The organism is Collimonas fungivorans, assembly GCF_001584145.1.
Lineage (GTDB): Bacteria > Pseudomonadota > Gammaproteobacteria > Burkholderiales > Burkholderiaceae_D > Collimonas > Collimonas fungivorans.
On the sequence record NZ_CP013232.1, the window covers coordinates 1,010,897 to 1,031,267 of the forward strand.

A 20,371-nucleotide genomic window follows, 5' to 3' on the forward strand; every position below is an offset into this window, starting at 1 on the left:
TGGGCACCTGTGCCCACGCGGAACGTCGATCATTCGAGGAGTGGATTTGGCGTGGGCAGAAAACCTGCCCACCCTACGTCGTACGGTAAGGACCAAAATTGAATGGCTTTACCACCAGGACAGGCCATTTTAGCCACACAAATAAGGCTAATTTCAGTTGTCGTCTAAATGGCAACGAAATTATGGAGACGACAACAAATCCGAGGAATACAATAAAGCCAAGGGGAGGATGCGGCCAGCCTAGGGTAGGGTCCCGTGTGGCCGCATTGGCTTATGAGAAGCATCAAATACAAGAAAATGACCGGGATGGGCGGCATCGTCGCCCTCGGGTGGCTGATTTTCACCACCGCGGTCGCCGTCAGCCAGCGCAAGCTGATTTTCAAGCCGGTGCGCACCAAGGAAGTCGAACATCCCCATAGCATCGGACACCGCTCCCGCCTTGTCGTTTTACGCAGCACCGACGGCACCCGGCTTTCTGGATGGCTGCTGACGCCGCGTGTGCCCGGCCCCCATCCCGCCGTGGTGTATTTCGGCGGCCGCTCGGAGGAAGTGTCTTGGGTGGCGCGCGATGCCTGGCGCATGTTCCCGAATATGACAGTGCTTGCCATTAACTACCGCGGCTACGGCGATTCGGAGGGCGTTCCGGGCGAGCTGAAAATGATAGAAGACGCACAGATGCTGTTCGACTGGTTTGCCGAGCACCGCCATATCGACGCCGGACAAATCGCCGTGGTCGGGCGCAGCCTGGGTTCGGGCGTGGCGGTACAGATAGCCGTCAGCCGGCCGGTGGCTGCGGTGGTGCTGATTACTCCCTACGACTCGCTGCTGGCCCTGGCCAAGCGCCGCTTCCCGGCGGTGCCGGGTTTTGTCCTCAGGCATCGCTTCGATTCAGTCAAGCATGCGCCTTTGCTGTCGGCGCCGACGTTCATCGTTCGCGCCGCATCCGACGACGTGGTGCCGGCTTCGCATACCGACCTGCTGGTGGCCAAACTGACCAAGGCACCGCAGGACGAAACCATTCCTGGTTCCGACCATCACAACATTCCCTACCTTGATGCAACCCAGGAGCGGATTGCCGGCTTTCTTACCGCGAAATTCAGCGGGGCCGTCCACCTTCCGAGCGCCGGTGAATTGTAAGCGGCGCCTGTTTTTTTGCGGAGCGCGCAGCCGATTCCGCTAACCGCATGTGCCGGCAGGCACAAGCTGCCTTGCTGCTGCAGATTTCTTTCATGGATGTACAGGCGGTGGCTTTTTGGCCAGCCGTCTGGACACCACGCATGATATGCTGGACCAAAAGCTTTTCAAACCAACTAAAACCGCCGAGGACACCGTGAATACACCTGTTCAGAAGTCGTTAGATGCTGTCGTGTTCGAATCCGTTTCCGAGCTTCACCCTAACGCAAGTTTGAGCAGCTTTGCCGGTTCAATTCCCGGCCAGTGGGTTATGCGAAGCAATGGAAGCAAACCCTATGTTTACTACACATGTTCAGATCTCATCGGAGACGTGATTTTCAGCGGCCCTGCGGATTGGATCATAATCGGTACCTGCACGATGCAAACCCATGGCTGGCCCGCACATCCCGGCATTGCGTTTTACCTCGAATATCGCAAGGCCAGCGACAATCTGACATGGTCATTCAATTCGGGAACACAGAACTATCAAAATGTTTCTGCGCCAGAAAGCCCGGTTGGCGTCATCTCTGATTTTGCCAGCGGAAAAATCATCGTCCGTGTGAGTAAGGAAGTACCGCATGGCGTGTTCATACTGCAGCCAAACAGCTTTGTGCTTGCGACAGCCCCGCGGCCATAGCCGCATTCAAACACGATACAAATAAAAAGGTCCGCAGCAATGCGGACCTTTTTCGTTACACCCAACGGCTCCTGTTTCGAGCCGGAAAACTAATTATCTTGCACTAGCTATTCTGTTTATTGGACTTTCTTGGTACGCGCAATCGATCCGCTGCTCGCATCTTCCCGGTAGGCATAAGCCACCTTGCCATTGCGGATTTCACCCATGACGATCATGTTGAGAGCGATCGCTTCATGGTCGGTCGCCGAGAACGGTTTGAAGTAACGCGAGACGACGGTTGACGTGGTGTGCACCTGCAGGTTCTCGAGGGCGTCCTTGACCTTGGCGCCTTCTACCGTGTTGGCCTGGAATATCGCCAGCGTGATCAGGCGCAGCGCATCGTAGGTCTGGGCGGCGGCCACGGCGGACGGGATGCGGTTGGTCTTGTTGACGTTGCGATAGGTCAGCGAGAACTGGTTGCTGACTGAACTCAATTCGTTTTCGATGAAAGTCACCGAGCTGCGCACGCCTTCCGCGCTCTGGCCGGCCTTGTCGATGAAGGTCTGCTGCGACATGCCCCATGGGCCGACGATCGGCAGCCGCAGTTTTAGCTTGTCTGCGCTCTTCACCACCATCGCGCCTTCGGGAGCCAGGCAATACATCACGATGGCCTGGGCGCCGTTGTCCCTGGCATGCTGCAGCTGTGCCGTCATGTCCTGGTCGCCGACCTTGAAACCTTCCACCAGCACCGGCTTGATCTTGCGCCGATCCAGTTCCGCCAGCATGCTTTGCTTGCCGAACTGGCCGTAAGGGCTCTCGTCGTGCAGCACGGCGATCTTGTCGATCTTGCGGCGGTCGATGACGTCGTTGAGGATCACGATAGGCTGCAGCGCGTCGCTGGCCGAAGTGCGGAAAATGTAGCTGACCGGGTAGGCCGGCGGCATGAAGGATTTGGTGATGGTAGCGCCTGTAGCTCCCGTGACGATCAGCGGGATCTTGGCTTCCTGGAACAGTTTCGCCGCAGGCAGGGCGACGCCGGTATTGCCGAAGCCGACCACGGCGACCACGCCTTCTTTCTCGATCATTTCCTTGGCCATGGCGGCGCCGACATCCGGCTTGGCGCGGTCGTCGCGTTCGACCAGTTCGATCTTGCGGCCGAGCACGCCGCCGACCTGGTTGATGTCAGCCAGGAACACCCTGGCGCCGCCTATCATGCTTTGCCCCATGTCTTCCGAAGGGCCGGTGATCGGGCCGATGACGCCGATCTTGATGGGCGGTAGTTCGGCTAGTGCGCTTGCGCTGAATCCTGCTGCTGCCAGACAAAAAATGAAGCCATACGTGCTGCGTTTTTGCATCGCCATCTCCTAGATTTAATTGCCGTTTTTAATTGCGGTTTTAGTTTCTTTTGGGAAATATACAGCAGAGCGACGAAAAACGAGGGGTTTTCAAACCTTCCAATCAAAATATAAGGTTGTCGTTTTAAACTGACTGGACCGCTGCTCCGGATAAAAGAGCGGCGCGCATCAGCTTGCGTCAGGCAGCATGCGCCTGATTGCATCGCCGCAAGCGGCCTTGACCAGGACGCAGACTGCTTCCGCCGACCTGCCGGAGGCGAGCAGGCGAAACATGGCGAAGCCGGTGAGGCCGAAGATGAGGTCGGCAGTGTCGCACTGCTGCGCGGCCGTGGCACGGCCTTCGGCCAGGCGGCCAACCAGTGCGCCGATGATCTGGCGGCCGCGTCCCAGTCTTTCGCCCAATGCCTGGGCAATTTCCGGATCGACCAGCATGGCGTCCTGCAGCCGGCCTATGGCGGGATCGCTGCTCCAGAACTCGCAGAAGATTTCCGCCAGCAGATCCAGGCCGAGCCGCGGATCAGGCGCGGCCCAGGCCTCGCCGAGGCGCATGATGCGGCCCCTGCGCGCTATATCGTCGAACACTGCCTCAAGCAGGCCCTGGCGCGAGCCGAACTGGTTGTACACCGTCAGCCGTGTAACGCCCGCTGCTTTGGCCACCGCCTCCAGCGAAAAAGCGGTAATGCTGTGTTCCTCGCGCAGCAGCTGGGTGGCCGCCTCGACGACGCGGCTGCGCTTCTCGGCCGCGGCGTCCGCCCTCACCGAACTGACATAACTACGTTTAGGCATTGCACCCCTTTTTATTTGAATATACTATGAGTATAGTTAATTTGAATCTCACCGGGAGTCCATCATGCAGCATGTCATTATGTTAGCAACATCCCTTCATGTCCTCGCCACTGTTTTCTGGGCGGGATCGACCATGGCCATGGCCGCTACCGGCGGCGTCGGCAAATCGCTGTTCGTGCGCCAGCTGGTTGCCGGGCTGGTAGCCCTGCTGACTGGCGTCTTTCTCTGGCACACCTTGCATGCAGGCGAACCTGGTCCCGGCGAGCGGATCCTGGCGCTTGGCGCCGGCTGTGCATTGCTGGCGCTCGCGTTGCAGGGACTGCTCGCCGGGCCGGCGGTCTGGAAGCTCAGCAAGGGGGCCAGCGCCGAGGGCGGCGTGCGTACCCGCGTCCTGGTGGGGTATCGCGCTGCGGCGCTGCTGCTGGCGGTGGCGGCCATCGCCATGGGGGCGTTCCGCTACGCCGGGTCTTAGGATTTTCAACGGCTTGATCCGCTGGATATCAGGCGGATGATGCGCCATTCAGGTAGCCGGCCACCGCCAGCATGACGCGCCGTTCCAGCGCAGCCGCATCGAGTTCTCCGCGTTCGCCGGCGGCATCGACCATGCCGTGCACGATCGCCAGCAGGTCGTAGGCTGCCAGCTCCCTGTCGGCCAGCCGCGGCGCGTCGGACAATTGCAGGGCGCCTGTCAGCTGCGCATGGATGGTATCGGCTACGCGTTGATCGCGGTCGCCTAGCGGCAACCGTTTTTCTTCGAAATCGATGAGCCTGGCCAGCACCGGCCGCCGCATCTGATGCGCAACCGAGGCCCGCACCATGTCCAGGATGCGGCCGTGCGAGGTTTGCCCTTGTCCGGCGCGCTCCACATCCGCCAGCAGTTGCGCCGTCTCGCGTTCGATCAAAGCAACGGTCAAGGCATCGCGGTTTGGAAAGTATTGGTAGAGAGAGCCGACGCTGACGCCGGCGCGTTCCGCGATGGCGTTGGTAGTGCAGGCCGCGAGCCCCTGCGTCTCGAGAATGCGAGCCGCCGCTTCGAGAACGGCTTCAACAGTGTGGGCTGAACGCGCCTGGACCGGTAATTTGCGGGGTTTCAGGCGCTGCGTGGCGGGCGATTTCGGCATGAGAGGAGCGCGAGCTTTTAATGTGAATGATAGCTCGTATTATGGACTTGTTCGAGAAACGCAGCGACTTGTCTTTCACTCTCAACGGCACGCCGATAAGCGATTTAAGCGGTACGCCAATATCGGTAGCCGGGTAGTGCAGACGATAATCAATTACCTCGCATATTCCTTCTGATCCGTTGAGCTGGTGCGGCAGGAAAGCATCGGCGGAGAAGCCGGTATTGGGGGCAAATTTCACTCGGAGGATGCGACGCTCTTGGCTGAACTGCTGCAGCGAATCGGCAATGTTTATGAGCAGAGAGGACACGACCAAGCTCCTAGGGAGAAATATTTTGATCTTGGATATGGGCAGGGTGTTATTGGCAAAATACCCGTTATTTACCAAAAGACAATTTTTCAGAATGCTGTGGCATTTTCGGGAAAAGCTTATCGGCAAGTGTGGCAAAATTCCCAAAAAGATAGATTTATTTCTACATAGAAATAATTGTAATTCTGACTGGTGATACAATTGTTTGCAATCTTGCATGCTTATATGGTTGTAAGATTGCTGTACGGAATGCGTTCACGGGTCTTTTCTCATGCCGCCGTTCGTAGCGCGAGGACGTCTCAGGGCCCGTCGCGTTGTGTCGTTTTTCTACAGACACTCTCAGCTTGACGAACTTTCAGTTTCAATCCGCTTGCTTGCGGAATAACCAGCGTTAACCAAGTTTTACTTAATTCATAAGGGGTATCACCATGGCAATAGACGTTTATCTGCAAATCGACGGCATCAAGGGCGAGTCGACGGACAGCGCGCACAAAGACTGGATCGAATGCAAATCGGTGCAATGGGAAGTGCTGCAGCCGAAGTCGGCGACTGCATCCACCGGCGGCGGCCACACTGCCGAGCGTTGCGAGCACAAGGACATCGTCCTGACCAAGATCGCCGATCTGGCCACACCGCTGCTGCTGCAGAACTGCTCGTCGGGCAAGACCATTCCGAAAGCCAAATTCGAATTCCTGCGCGCCGACGGCAAGGGCGACCGCATCAAGTACTTTGAAATCGAGCTGGTCAACTTGCTGATTTCCGATGTCACCCCATCGGTCCAGGAAGGCGATGTGCTGAGCGAGACTGTCAGCCTGAAGTACTCCCAGGTCAAATGGAAGTACACACAGCAAAAAATCGGTGGCGGTTCGGGCGGCAACACTTCCGGCGGCTGGGATCTGTCGACCAACAAGGTCGTTTGATTTTCCTGCACCAATAAAAAAACCGCAGCTTGCTGCGGTTTTTTTTTGTTTGCGCCGGCTCAGGCTAGGCATGCCGTCAGGCTGCAACGATGAACATAGCGGAAGAGAGCAGGCAGCCTATGGTCCGGACGTGGTTCCAGTTGGTCCAGACACGGAGGTAGTTTTGCCAGACCTGGGACGATTCCGGTTTTGACGGATCCACGACAGCCAGTGCGTTATTGAGTGGAACGTTGAATCCCATCGTCACCAGAAAACCTCCCGCAAGATAGAACAAGCCGCCCGCCAGGAGCCAGCCTGCATACGGTTGCTGCCAGCGGAAAATGGCAAACACGACCAGGGCCGCGCAGACCACGGCAGTGCCAAGGAATAAAAGCAGGAACAGTGGATTGAGCACCGTGATATTGACGGACTGCATGGCGGCAATCCCGCTGGCCGGCGCGATGCGGGACAGGGCGTTCATCACGAAATTCGAAAATGCGAAGAACAGCCCGCCCAGCAACCCGCAGGCGAGTGCTGCATAAAGCGAAATGGGAAACAACAGATTTTCAATGAAAGTCATGTGAAGATCTCCGCTGATATAAAACCGTTGATAGCCGCGCGCGGCTTGGCGCCGCCGTTTGCTCCAGGTCTCTTTTTGTTGATTAGAGGCCGATTTCTAATGTACCATGCTGGTCCCTTTGAGCTTTGGCGCAAGCTTGCCATCAGGGGCGCAGCCTTGCCCAGGTTTCATGAAGCCTTCAGCCCTGGGGCTTTTTTATTTTTCCAGTAGGACGTTGGTATTTTCGCAAAGTACGGTTTATTGCGTCAATGGCAATCTCCTCGCGATGCCGGCACAGTCGGGTCGACAGTTTTTGTATTTTTTGTATTTTTGTATGTCTAACGGCCGGATACGTAAATGAAAAAAATTAAAGCAACGACTTGGATCATGGTCGGCATGGTCCTCGGGATCGTGGTCGGCTATATCTGCCACAACCTGGCGCCGGATGAAGCGGCGGCAAAAGAAATCGCCGGCTACTTCTCCATCATCACTGATGTATTCTTGCGTTTGATCAAGATGATCATCGCGCCGCTGGTGTTCGGCACCCTGGTGTCGGGTATCGCCGGCATGAAGGACAGCAGTTCGGTGGGCCGCATCGGCGTACGCGCCCTCGGCTGGTTCGTGATTGCTTCCCTGCTGTCGCTGGCGCTGGGCATGTTGTTCGTCAACGTGCTGCAGGTCGGCCACGCGCTCAACCTGCCGCTGCCTGTGGTAGGAGCAGATACCAAGCTCAATACCAGCGGCTTCAACCTGAAGGATTTTGTTTCGCATGTGTTCCCGAGCAGCTTCGTCGACGCCATGGCGAAGAATGAAATCCTGCAGATCCTGGTGTTCTCGCTGTTTTTCGGGTTTGGCCTGGCTTCGGTCAAGGGCGAGGCCGGCAAGGTAGTCACCAGCGCCATCGACGGCCTGGTGCACGTGATGCTGAAAGTGACCGATTACGTGATGCGCTTTGCGCCGATCGGCGTGTTTGCCGCCATCGCCGCCGTCATCACGGTGCAGGGCTTCGGCGTGCTGACTACCTACGCCAAGTTCCTCGGCGGTTTCTACGCCGGGCTGGCCACCTTGTGGGCGGTGCTGATCGGCATCGGCTACATCTTCCTGCGCGGTTCGATCTTCACCTTGCTGCGCCTGCTGAAGGAGCCGATCATGCTGGCGTTTTCCACCGCCAGCAGCGAAGCGGCTTATCCTAAGACCATGGAGCAGCTGGAAAACTTCGGCGTAAACAACAAAATCACCGGCTTCGTACTGCCGCTCGGTTATTCCTTCAACCTCGACGGTTCGATGATGTACCAGGCGTTCGCCGCCCTGTTCGTGGCGCAGGCCTACAACATTGAAATGTCGTTTGCCCAGCAGCTCACCATGCTGCTGGTGCTGATGGTGAGCAGCAAGGGCATGGCCGGCGTGCCGCGCGGTTCACTGGTGGTGGTGGCCGCCATTCTGCCGATGTTCCATTTGCCGGAAGCCGGCATCTTGCTGATCATCGGCATCGACCAGTTCCTCGACATGGGCCGCACCGCTACCAATGTGGTGGGCAACGGCATCGCCACTTCGGTGATTGCCAAGTGGGAAGGCGAGCTGGATGAAGACGCCGGCCGCCGGGCCCTGGAAAACAGCCGGGCCTGACCGGCAGACGTGAAATGTAGGATTTGAGACACAGCGCCCGCGAGGCGCTGTTTTTCATTGGGGAGTATGCTAATTTACAGGCTCGCATTTTTCTGTAAATAACTGGAAAGAAATCCCGATGGAGCAACTGCGCCTCACCACCGAAGCGGCGGAACTGGATGTTCCGCTGATCCATCGCTTCCTGTCCGAGGAATCGGCGTGGGCCCGCGGCATATCGCTGGCCTTGGTCGAAGAGTCGATACGGAACTCCCTGAATTTCGGCCTGTTTGCCGGTGCTGGCCAGGTGGCTTATGCGCGCGTTGTCACCGACTATTCGACGTTTGCCTACCTGGTCGACGTCTTCGTGCTGGCCGAGCATCGCGGCAAGGGCCATAGCGCCAGGCTGATGGCCGCAGTCATGGAACATCCGCGGCTGCAAGGACTGCGCCGCTTCATGCTGGCGACCAGCACCGCCCACGGCCTGTACGCAAAATTCGGTTTTGCGGCGCCGGCCCGACCGCAATCGCTGATGGAGCGTTATGCGCCTGATGTGTATGCAACCCTAACCTGAACGGACCGCCATGTATATCCCCAAACATTTTGACGAACCGCGCATCGAGGTCCTGCACGAGCTGATCCGTGCGCGCCCGCTGTCGACCCTGGTGACACTGTCTTCGGACGGGCTCAACGCCAACCATATTCCCTTCCTGCTGTCGGCGCAGGCCGGTCCTTTCGGCACTTTGCACGGCCACGTGGCGCGCGCCAATCCGGTCTGGCAGGATTTCCAGAAGGAAGTCGAGGTGCTGGTGATATTCCATGGCCCGGAGGCTTACATCACGCCGTCCTGGTACGCCACCAAGGCCGAGACCGGCAAGGTGGTGCCGACCTGGAATTACGCGGTTGCGCATGCTTATGGCACGCTGCGCATCATCGACGACGCCAGCTGGCTGCCGGCGCACCTGGCGGCGCTTACCGCACATAACGAAGCAGCTTTCCCGGCGCCATGGCAACTGACCGATGCGCCGCATGATTACACGGAAAAGCTGATGAAGGCGATTGTCGGCATCGAGATCGTGATTACCCGCTTGTCGGGCAAATGGAAGGTCAGCCAGAACCAGCCGGCGCAGAACCAGGCGACGGTGATCGACGGCTTGCATGGACAAGGCAGCGACGAGTCGCAGGCGATGGCAGCGCTGGTCGAGGCTGGCAAGACCACACGCTGAACTGCGGGATCAACAGCGCGCCGCGGCCCGGCTTGTCGAGGCCGCGGCGCGGTTTTTACTTCAGGGTCATGGCAAACACGTGCATCAAGGCGCCGTTGTCGGTCTGGTAGGGCAGGGTCACGCTCTTGACCGTGCGCTTCTTGTCAAGCTGCGCATCCCAGTAGAAGACATAGGCTTTGGTAGTGTCGGCATTGCCGTTCTGGTCGACCCGGTAGGCGCTGGTCAGGGCGATCTGGTTGTAGCTGCCGACCTTGCCGCTACCGCCGCCCAGGGTCCAGTCGTCGAAACGCAAGTCGAAACTGGCCTGGGTATCGTCGCTGTAGGTGACGATCAGCTTGCCGGTGGGTGCGGTCGAGGCATTGGTTGAGCTGCCGAGCAGGGCCAGCTTGTCTGCCGATTGTGGTTTGGCGAAGGTGATGACCTGGCCCTGGGTGACCATGTTGTCCAGGCCCGACTTGCCGTCCGGCCAGGCGAACGATACGCCGTTGAAGCTGACGTTGCCGCCCGCGATTGCTCCGGCCGCCGCCAGCGCTTTCGAGGAATAGCTCCAACCGCCCATGTCGTAGGTATAACCTTCCAGCCCGCGCACGGTTTTCTGGCCGTCAGTGCCTATGCCGCGGTTGTTCAGCGCATCAGCCAGGCTGCCGAAACCGTCTAGGCCGAAGGACGGCATCTTGGCCGATGAATCCTTGCCCCACTGCGACTGGCTCGCCGCCAGGGAGAAGTCCAGCGTTGCGCTGTCCTTCAGGTCCTTGAGCCACAGCCATGGCATGTCGAGCGCCTGGCCGTTCAGCGCCAGGCTCTGGATGTAGGGCGAATTGGTGGCGGCGCCGCTGGCGTTGATCACCAGTTTCTTGGCGCCGTCGGCCCAGCGTACCACCACCTTGTCGAACATCGGGCTGCCGATGGTCAGGCCGCTTACCGCCTGGATTTCAGGATACAGGCCGAGCGCCGCCCACACATACCAGGAGGAAACGGCGCCGAGGTCGTCGTTGCCGGGCAAGCCGCCCGGATCGTCCGAGAACACGGTGTTGGCGACATCGCGTACTACCTTCTGGGTGCGCCATGGGGCGCCGGTCCAGTTGTACAGCCACGGCGTAGCGAAACTCGGCTCGTTGCCCATGTAGAAATTGGGTTTGTTCATGCCGGCGTTGAGATCCTGGAAGAAGGCGTCCAGCCGCTTGATGGCGGCGTCGTTGCCGCCGACCAGGCCGAACAGGCCGCGCGCATCGTAGGCCGACATCCAGGTGTACTGCTCGGCGTTGCCTTCCACCATGTCGGCGTTAGGCTGCGGATTGAGCATCCAGGAACCGTTGCGGTAGCGCGGCAGCAGCTGCTTCTGGGCCGGGTTGAACTGGTTTTTCCAGTTGGCGGAACGGCTCAGGAACAGCTGGTAATTCATGTTGTCGCCGAGCGCCTTGGCCAGCTGCGAGGTGGCGAAATCGGCGGTGCCGAATTCGAAGGTCAGCGAGCCTGCCCACCAGCCGTTGTCCATGCCGGCGTAGCCGTGGACCAGGTAGTCGTTCATCCGTTCGGTGCTGTCCCTGACATGGTCGCCGGTGCATTGCACGTCGGCCTTGTTGCCGACCAGGGTCATGTAGTCCAGCGCCTTCTTGGCGTCGAAGCCGGTGGCGCCGAAGGCGTAGCCGCCCATGATGGTCGGCACGCCGGAATCACCCGGCATGATGCCGGCGTCGACGTTGATCGGCGCCCAGCGCGGGATGGCGCCGCACTGATCGGCATCGTTCACCAGCGATTGCATCATGTCGCTGGTTTCTTTCGGAAACAGCATGCTGGTCAGGGGGATCAGGCTGCGATACACATCCCAGTTGGAATAGTTGACGTATTGGGTGCGGCCGGCCGCAACCTGGTGCACTTTCTGGTCGAAACCGATGTAGTCGCCGGTGACGTCGCTATTGGTGTTGGGCGACAGCAGCGAGTGATAGAGCGCGGTGTAGAACTTGCGCTTTTCGGTATCGCTGCCGCCGCTCACCTGGATCGTGTTGAGGCGGTTGTTCCAGGCATCGGCGGCAGCATCGCGCACGGCGTTGAAGTCCCAGCCAGGGTTCTCCTGTTCCAGGTTCTTGCGGGCATTGTCGCTGCTGACATAGGACAGGCCGACCTTCATCAGCACCGCCGGCGTGGTGCTGGCGTCGAAGGTGATATTGGCCTTGCCGTTGCTGATGGCGGCGCTGATGTTGCGGTCGAACTTGGCGTAGAAATACAGGGTGTAAGTGCGGGCGCCGCAAAACTTGCCGCCGACGGTAGAGCCGGACAGCGCATCCTTGCCTTCGGTCTTGATCACGCCAGTGGTCGAGGCGATGGTGTTGGTGCGGGTGGCGTCGAACACCAGATAGGGAGTCTTGTTGGCGCTGGCGATAGCCGATTTGGCGGGAAAGGTGAAACGGCCGAAACCGGTCCTGGTGGTGGCGGTCAGTTCGGTATTGATACCGTCGTTCAACGCCACCTGGTAATAACCTGGACGCGCCGCTTCGTTCTTGTGATCGAAGTTTTCCTTGGCGTTGACGCCGACCGCGCTGGTGTCGAAGGTCGGCATGACCGGCAGCTCGCCTTCATTGCCGTCGCAGCCGGAGCCGCTCATTTGCGTCAGCGGAAAACCAGTGATGGTCTTTTCCTTGTAGATGTAACCGACCGGGTGATCCTGGCCGCCGTTGCTGGGCGTCATGGGTGTCCACTGCACCATGCCGAACGGCGTCGTGGCGCCGGGAAAAGTGCCGCCGCGGGCTCCGGCCGGCACCGGGTCGGTGGCCGGTTTCGACGAGTCCGCGGTGCCGACGAACGGATTCACATACTTGGTGAGCGCGGCTTTGACAAAAACGTCGTTGTTCGGAACTGGCTGCGGCGTGCCTGCGCTCGACGTGGCTGGAGGGGCGGCAGGATCGGTAGCGGGATTGGTGACAGCGACAACCGGCGGCGTGACAGCGGTGCCGTTGGCGACTGGTGTCGATGTCGTTCCGTTGGCGGTGCCAGGTTGCGCAGTGGTGCCCGCGCCATTGGCATTGAGCAGGGATTGGTCGGAGCCGTCGCCGCAGCCGAACAGCAGCGCGACGGCAAGTCCGATCGAGAAATTTTTCTTCAATTGCAGATTCATTGTTCCTCCAATATTTTTGAAAGTCCACGTTTCTGGATAATGCTGGCGTGATGGAACAAGGGCGCAGGCGCCCGCGCCAGCAGCGGGCGGACGTCGGCGGACCGACCGCGTGGGAGCGGTCCGCGCTGTTCAATGCGGATCAGGGAGTCTGTGAGAAATTGCCGCTGGCGCCGGATGGCGGGGCGCTGGCCTGGCCCCACGTGGTGGGAGCATCGGCAGTGCTGAAATCCAGTGTGCCGCCAGCCTGCACCTGGTTCAGTGGCAGCCAGGTGCTGTTCCAGTCCTTGCCGTTCACCTTCAAGGCTTTGACAAATGCGGCATTCTTGTCGCGCTTGATGAGCAGCCGCTTGCCGTCGGCCAGCTGGATGGTGATATTGGCGAACTGCGGCGTCGCCATGGTCAGCCCAGGCACGCCGGGGATCATCGGGTACAGTCCGAGCGAGGCCCATACATACCAGCCCGAGGTGGCGCCGACGTCGTCGTTGCCAGGCAAGCCTTGCGGTTTGCTGGAAAAGGTGGCGGCCATGATTTGCGGCAGCACGAACTGGGTGCGCGACGGGTTGCCGCTCCAGTTATAGGCCCACGGCGCAGCGAAACCGGGCTCGTTGCCCATGTAGAAATCGTTCGAGTTTTCGCCGCCGTTCAGCCGGCTGGGATCGAGCGCCAGTCCGGCCGGCGATTTTTTCGCGTCGGCCGAGGTGGTGCTGACGGAAAACAGGGTGTCGAGCCGCGCTACGGCGGCAGCATTGCCGCCCAGGGCTGTGACGATCTTGCCCAGGTCGTGCGGGATGGCCCACAAGTACTGGGCTGCGGTGCCTTCATGGTAACCGTCGTCCTGCGATGGCGAGGCCCAGTTGCCGGCGAGGTCTTTGACCGCCAGCGTCTTGGTATCCGGCTTGAACAGGTTTTTCCAGTTCTCGCCGCGCAGCAGCAGCGTACTGGCGCTCTTCTTGTCGTCGGTACTGGCGTCGCTCAGGTTGTTGATGAAGCGGCCGATGGCGAAATCGCGGCTGGCGCCTTCGATGGTGATGGAGCCGGTATGGATGCCGCTGGCGTCGCTACCCTCGGCGACGTAACCGAGTTTCAGGTAATCCGGCATGTTGCCTTGCGCGCTGCCCGCCACGTTCCTGCCGAAGGCTGGATTACCGTTGCAGGCCGGCCATTGCGGCGAGTCGGCGGTAGGGCCGAAGGCTGAGCGCTTCAGGAAACCAAGGGCGGTGGCGCTGTCGAACCGGGTGGCGCCGAACGCTTGCAGGCTGGCCAGCAGCATCGGCGCGTGGTCGCCTTCCATCGGCACATCGTCGACATTGGCGTCGGCCCAGTGCGGGAAGGCGCCGCATTGCATGGCGTCGTTGACCAGCGATTGCGCCATGTCGGCAGCCTGGTCGCGGAACAGCCAGGCATGCATCGCGCCCAGCGAGCGGTAGGTATCCCAGATCGAGAAGGTGGTGTAGTGGTTGCGCCGCACCAGCTTGCCGTCCTTGTCCTTGTAAGTCTCGGTCTGGTGGCGCTGCTTGTCCATGCCGATGTAGCTGCCGTCGACATCGCTGAACAGGGTAGGGCCGGACATGACGTGGTAAAACGCCGTATAGAATTGCTGGAGGGCGTCGGCGCTGGCGCCGGCGCTATCGACCTGGATCGTGTTGAGCCGGGTGTTCCATTCGGCGCCGGCCTTTTTCGCGGTGGCGTCGAAATCAAAACCGGCGTTTTCCTTTTTCAGGTTGAGGCGAGCGTTTGCCGGACTGACATACGACAGGCCGATCTTGACCACGACGCTGCTGGCGGCCGACTGCGACAGGTCGAAATTGAGGATCAGCGTACCGTTGTTGTTGATCAAGCGCGGCGCCTTGGCGTAGGCCGATCCGGCCTGCAGGTAGAAATAGGCATCGTAGCCGCCGCCGCAGTTGAACTTGTTGCTGGTCTTGCCGTAGAAGCCGTTGGCGTCGGCCGGATCTTGCCAGATCTGGGCGTTGATGCCGGTCATGGAATTGGTCTGGGTGGCGTCGATCACCAGGATCGCCTTGCTCTTGTCCGGATAGGTGAAGCGCGCCATGCCGCTGCGCGCGGTGGCGGTCAGCTCGGTGACGATGCCGTCGTCGGCCTGCACTTTGTAATAACCGGGCGCGGCTTGTTCGTTCTTGTGGTCGAAGGTGCTGCTGCTTTTGCGCATGACCAGGTTGCTGTTGCTGGTGAGCTGACTGGTCAGCATGGTCGGCATGATCGGCAGGGTGCCGCCGCTGCGGCAGCCGGGGCCGCTGATGCGCGTCATGCTGAAATAATTGATCATCTTGCTGTCGTAGTTGTAACCGGAACCGCTGGAATAATATTCATGATCGATGTCGGTGTCCGGCCCGAATGACACCATGCCGAACGGCAGTGTGGCGGCGGGACTGGTGTTGCCGGGATGGGTGCCGCCCGGCTGCTGCTGGGTGCCGAGGAAGGGCTTGACGTATTGGGTCAGCGCCAGTTCGGGCAGCGGCTTGATGATTTCGTTGGCGTCGGCAACCACAGGGACGGTGCCCGCCGGGCCGGTCGGACCGGTGGCGCCTGTTGCACCTGTCGCTCCGGCAGCGCCAGGCTGGCCGGGAGCGCCGGTCGAACCAGCCGCACCGGTGGTTCCGGCGACGCCAGCCGTTCCTGCTGCACCGTCGCTGCCCGGCAAGCCGCTTGAACCGTCGCTGCAGCCGAACAGCATTGCGGCGGCCATACCAATTGCAAGATTCCTGCATGATTGCTTGTTCATTGTTCCTCCTTATAGTCGTCACCCGGTTCAAACCGGGTAATCGGATACACCTGCCTGCTACGAATGCCACTGTAAAGCCGGTATTGCCAAAATCCGGGCGCAAGTCGGCCCAGCGCGGAGCCACGGGGCGCCACGTATCAAGAGATGATCAAGAGAAAAATGCTGCCGGTTGCGTCGATGGATCCAGGATCAGCGGTAGTTCGGTTTCCTCCGGAGGCGGCGCGTCTGCGCCGCGTGTGCTGCTACAAATTCATGGTTCGGACAAGGCGCCCAGCACTTCGTAACAAGCACCCATGGTGTGATAGTCGGTCTTGCCGGCCGGGCTTTTGTCGTCGCCGTACTTGCGGTTGTCGCGCGTCAGGATGCGGAACCAGGCGCCGTGCTGGTGATCGACAAAATGCTGCCAGCTGTACTGCCAGATATGTTCGTACCAGTCCCAGAAACGGTTCTTGCCGGTGCGTTTGGCGAGCAGGGCGGCGGCGGCGAAACTTTCCGCCTGCACCCAGAAATACTTGTCCTGGTCGCAGATCACGCCGTCCGGTGCGAAGCCGTAGTAGATGCCGCCGCAATCGATATCCCAGGCGGCGTCGAGGCCGGCGTCGAACAGTTCGATGGCGCGCGGCAGCAGCCACTCTTGCGGCCGGTGCCGCTCCAGGATCAGCAGCAGCTTGGCCCACTCGGTATGGTGGCCGGGCTGGAAACCCCAGGGGCGGAAGATATTGCTGCTGTCTTCCTTGTTGTAGTTCCAGTCTGGTGTCCAGTCCTGGTGGTAATGTTCCCAGACCAGGTCGTTGCTGAGCGCGGCCTGGCGTACGGTGACATGGCGCGCCACGGTTTCGGCGCGATCCAGGAATTTTGCATCGCCGCTGGCTTCGTAGGCGGCCAGCAGCGCTTCGGTCATGTGCATGTTGGCATTCTGGCCGCGGTAGCTTTGCACTTGCCAGTCGGCGCTGGCCTCGTCCGCATACAGGCCGGGGCCGGCTTCCCAGAAATGCTGTTCGAGCAGGTCGTAGGTCTGATACAGGTCTTCTCTGGCGCTTTCCACGCCGGCCATCAGGGCATGGGCATAAGCCAGCAGCACGAACGCCAGGCCGTAGCAGTGGCGGGTCGGATCCAGCACCTGCTTGCGGCCGTCTTTCCATGACAGGGTCCAGTCGTAGCCTTTGTGCACTGGATCCCAGTGGCCCTCGCGCAGGAACGCCAAGCCGTGCTTTAGCGCATCCAGGTAGGCGGCGTCGCCGAAATGGCGGTACGCCATCGCGTAGTTGAAGATGAAGCGGGTGCTGCTGACCAGGTGCCGGGTTTCGCTGTCGTATACGCTGCCGTCATCCTTGAAGAAGTGATAGAAGCCGCCGGAGGGATCGAGCGCCGCCGGGTGGTAGAAGCGCATGGTGTCGCGGATGTGCTGCAACAGGAAAGCGGGATTGCGGAATTCGGCTTTAGGCATTGCGGTCGGTTCAAGCATGTTCATGGCGGTAGCGGATCAGTTGCCAAGCGTGCTGGCGCGCTGGATCAGTTCCACCGGCAGCATCACTTCAGGTTGTACGAGGGCGTCTTCCAGCAGCAGCTTGATGCCCAGCTTGCCGAGGGCTTCCTTGTCTACTGCCAGAGTAGTCAGCGGCGGCGAGGAGCTGGCGGCGGCGTCGATATTATCGAAGCCGACAATCGCGATATCTTCAGGAATCCGCAAGCCGCGCATCTGGCATATGCTCATCACGGCCAGTGCGGTGGCGTCGTTGTAGCAGAACACGGCGTCGGGCGGCGAGTCTGACTCCAGCAGGGTTTGCATCGCGGTGGCGGCGTGCAGGTGGAGTTCCGGCCCCGGCAGCAGGGTGACTTCCAGGCGCGGGTCGAACAGGCGGCCGGCTTCGAACAGCGCCTGGCGGTAACCTAGCGCGCGTTGTGCAATACTGTAGTGCGACAGCGGGCCGCTGATGAAGGCCAGCCGTTTGCGGCCGATTTCTATCAGGTGGCGGGTGGCGGCCAGGGCACCGCCCAGGTTGTCGGAATTGATGGAACGGAAACCGGGCGCCCACAAGTCGATCAGCACCACCGGCTTGCCGGTCTGGGTCAGCAGTTCCAGCACTTCCGGTTCCATGAAACCCGCCACTGCCAGCGCATCGGGTTCATGCAGGCGGATCTGTTCCATCACGCTGTCGGCGGGGCCGACGGACAATACGGTAGGCACGATGCTGCGTTCGCGGCAGGCGGTTTCGACGCCGTGCAGCACATGCGAAAAAAACGGGCTGGCGACGAAATTGTTGTGCTGGCGATGCAGCAGGAAAGTCAGGCGCCGGATTTTCCCCTGGCGCAGGTTAGATTCGTTGTAGCCGAGCTGGCTGGCGATCTTTTGCACATGGATGCGCGTCTGTTCGGTCAGGCCGGGCTGCTTTTTCAGGGCCCGCGATACGGTGCCTATGGATACGTTCGCAGCGGATGCGATATCCCGAATCGTTGGTCTCATGATCTCCTCCTGCAAGCTGGGGCGTGCATCTTTCCTGGGCGGGCGCCGCTGGCTGCTGCGGCGATGGTTGCTGCCCGGGATTGTTTTAGTTGAGTAGTAATGTATAGTAAAAAACTTAAATTTACAAATATTCTGAAAAATAAATTCGCATAACGCATTGTTATATAAGGATTTATTGATTGTAAACTGGATTTATTTGTTTATTAAACGTACTAAAACTTTGTTTCTTAAACAGCCTGTAATGGGAATTCGTGCAGAAACAGTATCGAAAGCCGGGCAGGAGGGCATGCTTGCCGCACACAAGGTTTACCAAGTCTCATTCGCCGGCGCCGAAATAAAAATGGCGGACCACCGTTGCCGGTCATCCGCCATGTTCCGACAGCCGGTTTTTATTGCGGCGTCAGGTGCTTGGCCAGGAAGCCTTCCATCGCAGTGTAGAAATCAAAGCGGTTTTCTTCGTTGTGGAAGCCGTGGCCTTCGTTATCCTTCACCATGTATTCGACCGGCACGCCGCGCTTGCGCAAGCTTTCGACGATCTGGTCCGACTCCGCCTTGTTGACGCGCGGATCGTTGGCGCCCTGCGCCACGAACAGCGGAGTCTTGATGCGGTCGGTGTGCAGCGCCGGCGAGACTGCCGTCAGCAATTCCTTGTCCTTGACCGGATCGCCCACCATCTCGTACATCTGGTCGAGGAAGGGTTTCCAGTACGGCGGGATGGTCTTCATGAAGGTGAACATGTTGGAGACGCCGACATAGTCGACCGCCGCCGCATACAGGTCAGGCGTGAAGGTGACTCCGGCCAGCGTCGCATAACCGCCATAGGAGCCGCCATAGATCGCAACCCGCTTGGGATCGGCGATGCCTTGCTGGACCAGCCACTGCACGCCATCGGTGATGTCGTCCTGCATGGTCTTGCCCCACTGCTTGAACGAGGCTTCCCAGAACTGGCGGCCGTAGCCGGTCGAGCCGCGGTAGTTCATCTGCAGCACGGCGTAGCCGCGGTTGGCCAGCAGCTGCACTTCCGGGTTGTAGCCCCAGACGTCGCGTACCCACGGGCCGCCGTGCGGATTGACGATCACCGGCAGGTTCTTCGGGTCTTTGCCGAGCGGCAGCGTCAGGTAGCCGTTGATCACCAGGCCATCGCGCGCCTTGTATTGCACGGGCTTCATTTCCGCCATGTCTTTTTCGGCGATGGCGGGATTGATATCGGCCAGTTTGGTCAGCGAGCCGCTCTTGCTGTCGAACAGATAGCGGCTGCCTTGGGTGCGGTCATTGTAGGCGGCCACGATCCAGGTCGATTCGTCCTTGGTGTGCGACTGCGTGATGACTTCGTAGCCGGGCAGTTTTTCCTGCAGGGTCTTATGCAAGGCTTCGCTTTGCGGATCGAGGAATTTGTACTGGGTTTTCCAGGTGGTGTAGCTGATCTCGGTCAGCACCTTGCGTTTCCGGGAGTAAGCCAGGCCTTCGACGTCGACCTCGGGGTTTTCATACAGCAGCTGCTCTTCCTTGGCGGTTTCGGGATCGAGGATCACGATCGTTTTTTTATCGCGGCCGAGGTTGGACGACACATACAGCTTCTTGTTGTCGAAGGTGAAGAACAAAGGGTCGACCGAATCCTTGAACGAGGTGGTCAGCACGGTCTTGAACGGCGCGCTTTCGGTGGCGCGGTACAGCAGGCTGGTGTTGACGCCGTCGGAAGTGGTGGCGGCCCTGACTTTGCCGTCATGGTCGGTGATCCAGCCCTGGATGTTGCCGGGATTCTTGGCTACCAGCTTTTCGGCGCCGCTCTTGACGTTGACGCGGTAGACGTCGAACACTTCCGGATCGCGTTTGTTGTGGCTGACCAGGATTTCATCCTTGTTGTCTTCCAGGTCGTCGACGATCTGGGCGCGCACCTTGGGATAGGGCGTCAGGTCTTTCAGGCCTTTGCCGTCGCGGCCCACCGACACCACGTGGAAATTTTCATCGCCGCCGAAATCCTTGGCGAACAGGATGTGGTCGTCGCCTTTCCAGAAATAGCCGCTGATGTCGCGCGCTTCCTCGGAGGTGATGCGCAGCGGCGCGGCATCCGAACCGACGGTCCTGACAAAGATGTTCATGCGGCCCTTCCAGGGTTGCATGAAGCTGATGTATTTGCCGTTGGGGGAAATCTGGAAGCCGCTTTGCTCTGGATTGCGGAAGAAATCCCGCACCGAATATTGCTTTAGCGGGCTTGCCGCCAAGGCATCGCCGCCCAGTATGGACAAGCTGAAACATGTTGCGGTAACCACCTGATAAATAGCGCGCATCAAATACCTCCAAAAATACTTCAAGTTGTCGTCGTGCCTCGTCGTTTCGTTTCCGGACCGGTTCGGTTGACGTCTTATTATATGGATAAAATGGAAATGAATCTCAGTCAGCGTCTACTT

At 59.7% G+C, this 20,371-nt stretch carries 17 protein-coding genes; 7 read left to right on the forward strand and 10 right to left on the reverse strand.

The features are described 5' to 3' along the window. The first annotated feature begins 273 nt into the window (after positions 1–273). Positions 274–1,137, forward strand: coding sequence for an alpha/beta hydrolase (locus tag CFter6_RS04355; protein WP_236904514.1), 864 nt, complete (start codon positions 274–276; stop codon positions 1,135–1,137). Between the two features lie 115 nt (positions 1,138–1,252). Continuing rightward, the gene (locus CFter6_RS04360) at positions 1,253–1,810 is read left to right on the forward strand and encodes a hypothetical protein (RefSeq protein ID WP_061538886.1); all 558 of its coding nucleotides are present in this window, start codon (positions 1,253–1,255) and stop codon (positions 1,808–1,810) included. A gap of 116 nt (positions 1,811–1,926) precedes the next feature. Here the strand turns inward: CFter6_RS04360 and CFter6_RS04365 are convergent, their stop codons facing one another. After that, a complete protein-coding gene (locus CFter6_RS04365; RefSeq protein ID WP_236904515.1) occupies positions 1,927–3,144 on the reverse strand; it encodes an ABC transporter substrate-binding protein in 1,218 nt (405 codons plus the stop codon). Between the two features lie 168 nt (positions 3,145–3,312). Continuing rightward, positions 3,313–3,930 carry a TetR/AcrR family transcriptional regulator gene (locus tag CFter6_RS04370; protein ID WP_061538888.1) on the reverse strand — a complete coding sequence of 206 codons (618 nt, stop codon included), beginning with the start codon at positions 3,928–3,930 and terminating at the stop codon, positions 3,313–3,315. A gap of 79 nt (positions 3,931–4,009) precedes the next feature. Between CFter6_RS04370 and CFter6_RS04375 the strand changes: the two genes are divergently transcribed. After that, positions 4,010–4,402 carry a hypothetical protein gene (locus tag CFter6_RS04375; RefSeq protein ID WP_150118626.1) on the forward strand — a complete coding sequence of 131 codons (393 nt, stop codon included), beginning with the start codon at positions 4,010–4,012 and terminating at the stop codon, positions 4,400–4,402. Positions 4,403–4,430: 28 nt separating this feature from the next. On the opposite strand, the gene CFter6_RS04380 is transcribed toward CFter6_RS04375, so the two are convergent. After that, on the reverse strand, positions 4,431–5,051 hold the full coding sequence (locus CFter6_RS04380) for a TetR/AcrR family transcriptional regulator (protein WP_061538890.1): 621 nt from the start codon (positions 5,049–5,051) through the stop codon (positions 4,431–4,433). After that, the gene (locus tag CFter6_RS25935; RefSeq protein WP_167351355.1) at positions 4,975–5,358 is read right to left on the reverse strand and encodes a hypothetical protein; all 384 of its coding nucleotides are present in this window, start codon (positions 5,356–5,358) and stop codon (positions 4,975–4,977) included. The genes CFter6_RS04380 and CFter6_RS25935 overlap by 77 nt, the downstream gene beginning before the upstream one ends. 428 nt (positions 5,359–5,786) lie before the next feature. On the opposite strand from CFter6_RS25935, the gene CFter6_RS04390 reads away from it, so the two are divergent. Then, positions 5,787–6,278 (forward strand): Hcp family type VI secretion system effector, encoded by a 492-nt coding sequence (locus tag CFter6_RS04390; RefSeq protein WP_014004678.1) that lies wholly within the window; start codon positions 5,787–5,789, stop codon positions 6,276–6,278. Positions 6,279–6,354: 76 nt separating this feature from the next. Here CFter6_RS04390 and CFter6_RS04395 read toward each other — a convergent pair whose 3' ends face one another. After that, positions 6,355–6,837: an anthrone oxygenase family protein gene (locus CFter6_RS04395; RefSeq protein WP_061538892.1), complete on the reverse strand. Its 483-nt coding sequence runs from the start codon at positions 6,835–6,837 to the stop codon at positions 6,355–6,357. A 336-nt stretch (positions 6,838–7,173) separates the two neighbouring features. Here CFter6_RS04395 and CFter6_RS04405 point away from each other — a divergent pair, with 336 nt between their 5' ends. The 3 genes from CFter6_RS04405 (at position 7,174) to CFter6_RS04415 (ending at position 9,644) form a co-directional block, all read left to right on the forward strand. Then, positions 7,174–8,442: a dicarboxylate/amino acid:cation symporter gene (locus CFter6_RS04405; protein ID WP_061538894.1), complete on the forward strand. Its 1,269-nt coding sequence runs from the start codon at positions 7,174–7,176 to the stop codon at positions 8,440–8,442. 118 nt (positions 8,443–8,560) lie between these two features. After that, positions 8,561–8,992, forward strand: coding sequence for a GNAT family N-acetyltransferase (locus CFter6_RS04410; RefSeq protein WP_061538895.1), 432 nt, complete (start codon positions 8,561–8,563; stop codon positions 8,990–8,992). 10 nt (positions 8,993–9,002) lie between these two features. Continuing rightward, on the forward strand, positions 9,003–9,644 hold the full coding sequence (locus CFter6_RS04415) for an FMN-binding negative transcriptional regulator (RefSeq protein WP_061538896.1): 642 nt from the start codon (positions 9,003–9,005) through the stop codon (positions 9,642–9,644). Between the two features lie 55 nt (positions 9,645–9,699). Here CFter6_RS04415 and CFter6_RS04420 read toward each other — a convergent pair whose 3' ends face one another. The 5 genes from CFter6_RS04420 to CFter6_RS04440 all read right to left on the reverse strand — a co-directional run bounded on the left by CFter6_RS04420 (position 9,700) and on the right by CFter6_RS04440 (position 20,242). Next, the gene (locus CFter6_RS04420; protein WP_061538897.1) at positions 9,700–12,756 is read right to left on the reverse strand and encodes a GH92 family glycosyl hydrolase; all 3,057 of its coding nucleotides are present in this window, start codon (positions 12,754–12,756) and stop codon (positions 9,700–9,702) included. 139 nt (positions 12,757–12,895) lie between these two features. Continuing rightward, positions 12,896–15,463, reverse strand: coding sequence for a GH92 family glycosyl hydrolase (locus tag CFter6_RS04425; protein ID WP_061538898.1), 2,568 nt, complete (start codon positions 15,461–15,463; stop codon positions 12,896–12,898). A 286-nt stretch (positions 15,464–15,749) separates the two neighbouring features. Continuing rightward, complete coding sequence (locus CFter6_RS04430; protein WP_061538899.1) at positions 15,750–16,970, reverse strand: AGE family epimerase/isomerase; 1,221 nt, start codon at positions 16,968–16,970, stop codon at positions 15,750–15,752. A gap of 12 nt (positions 16,971–16,982) precedes the next feature. Then, positions 16,983–17,963 (reverse strand): LacI family DNA-binding transcriptional regulator, encoded by a 981-nt coding sequence (locus CFter6_RS04435; RefSeq protein ID WP_061538900.1) that lies wholly within the window; start codon positions 17,961–17,963, stop codon positions 16,983–16,985. Between the two features lie 389 nt (positions 17,964–18,352). Continuing rightward, the gene (locus tag CFter6_RS04440; protein ID WP_061542210.1) at positions 18,353–20,242 is read right to left on the reverse strand and encodes a S9 family peptidase; all 1,890 of its coding nucleotides are present in this window, start codon (positions 20,240–20,242) and stop codon (positions 18,353–18,355) included. Positions 20,243–20,371: the final 129 nt, after the last annotated feature.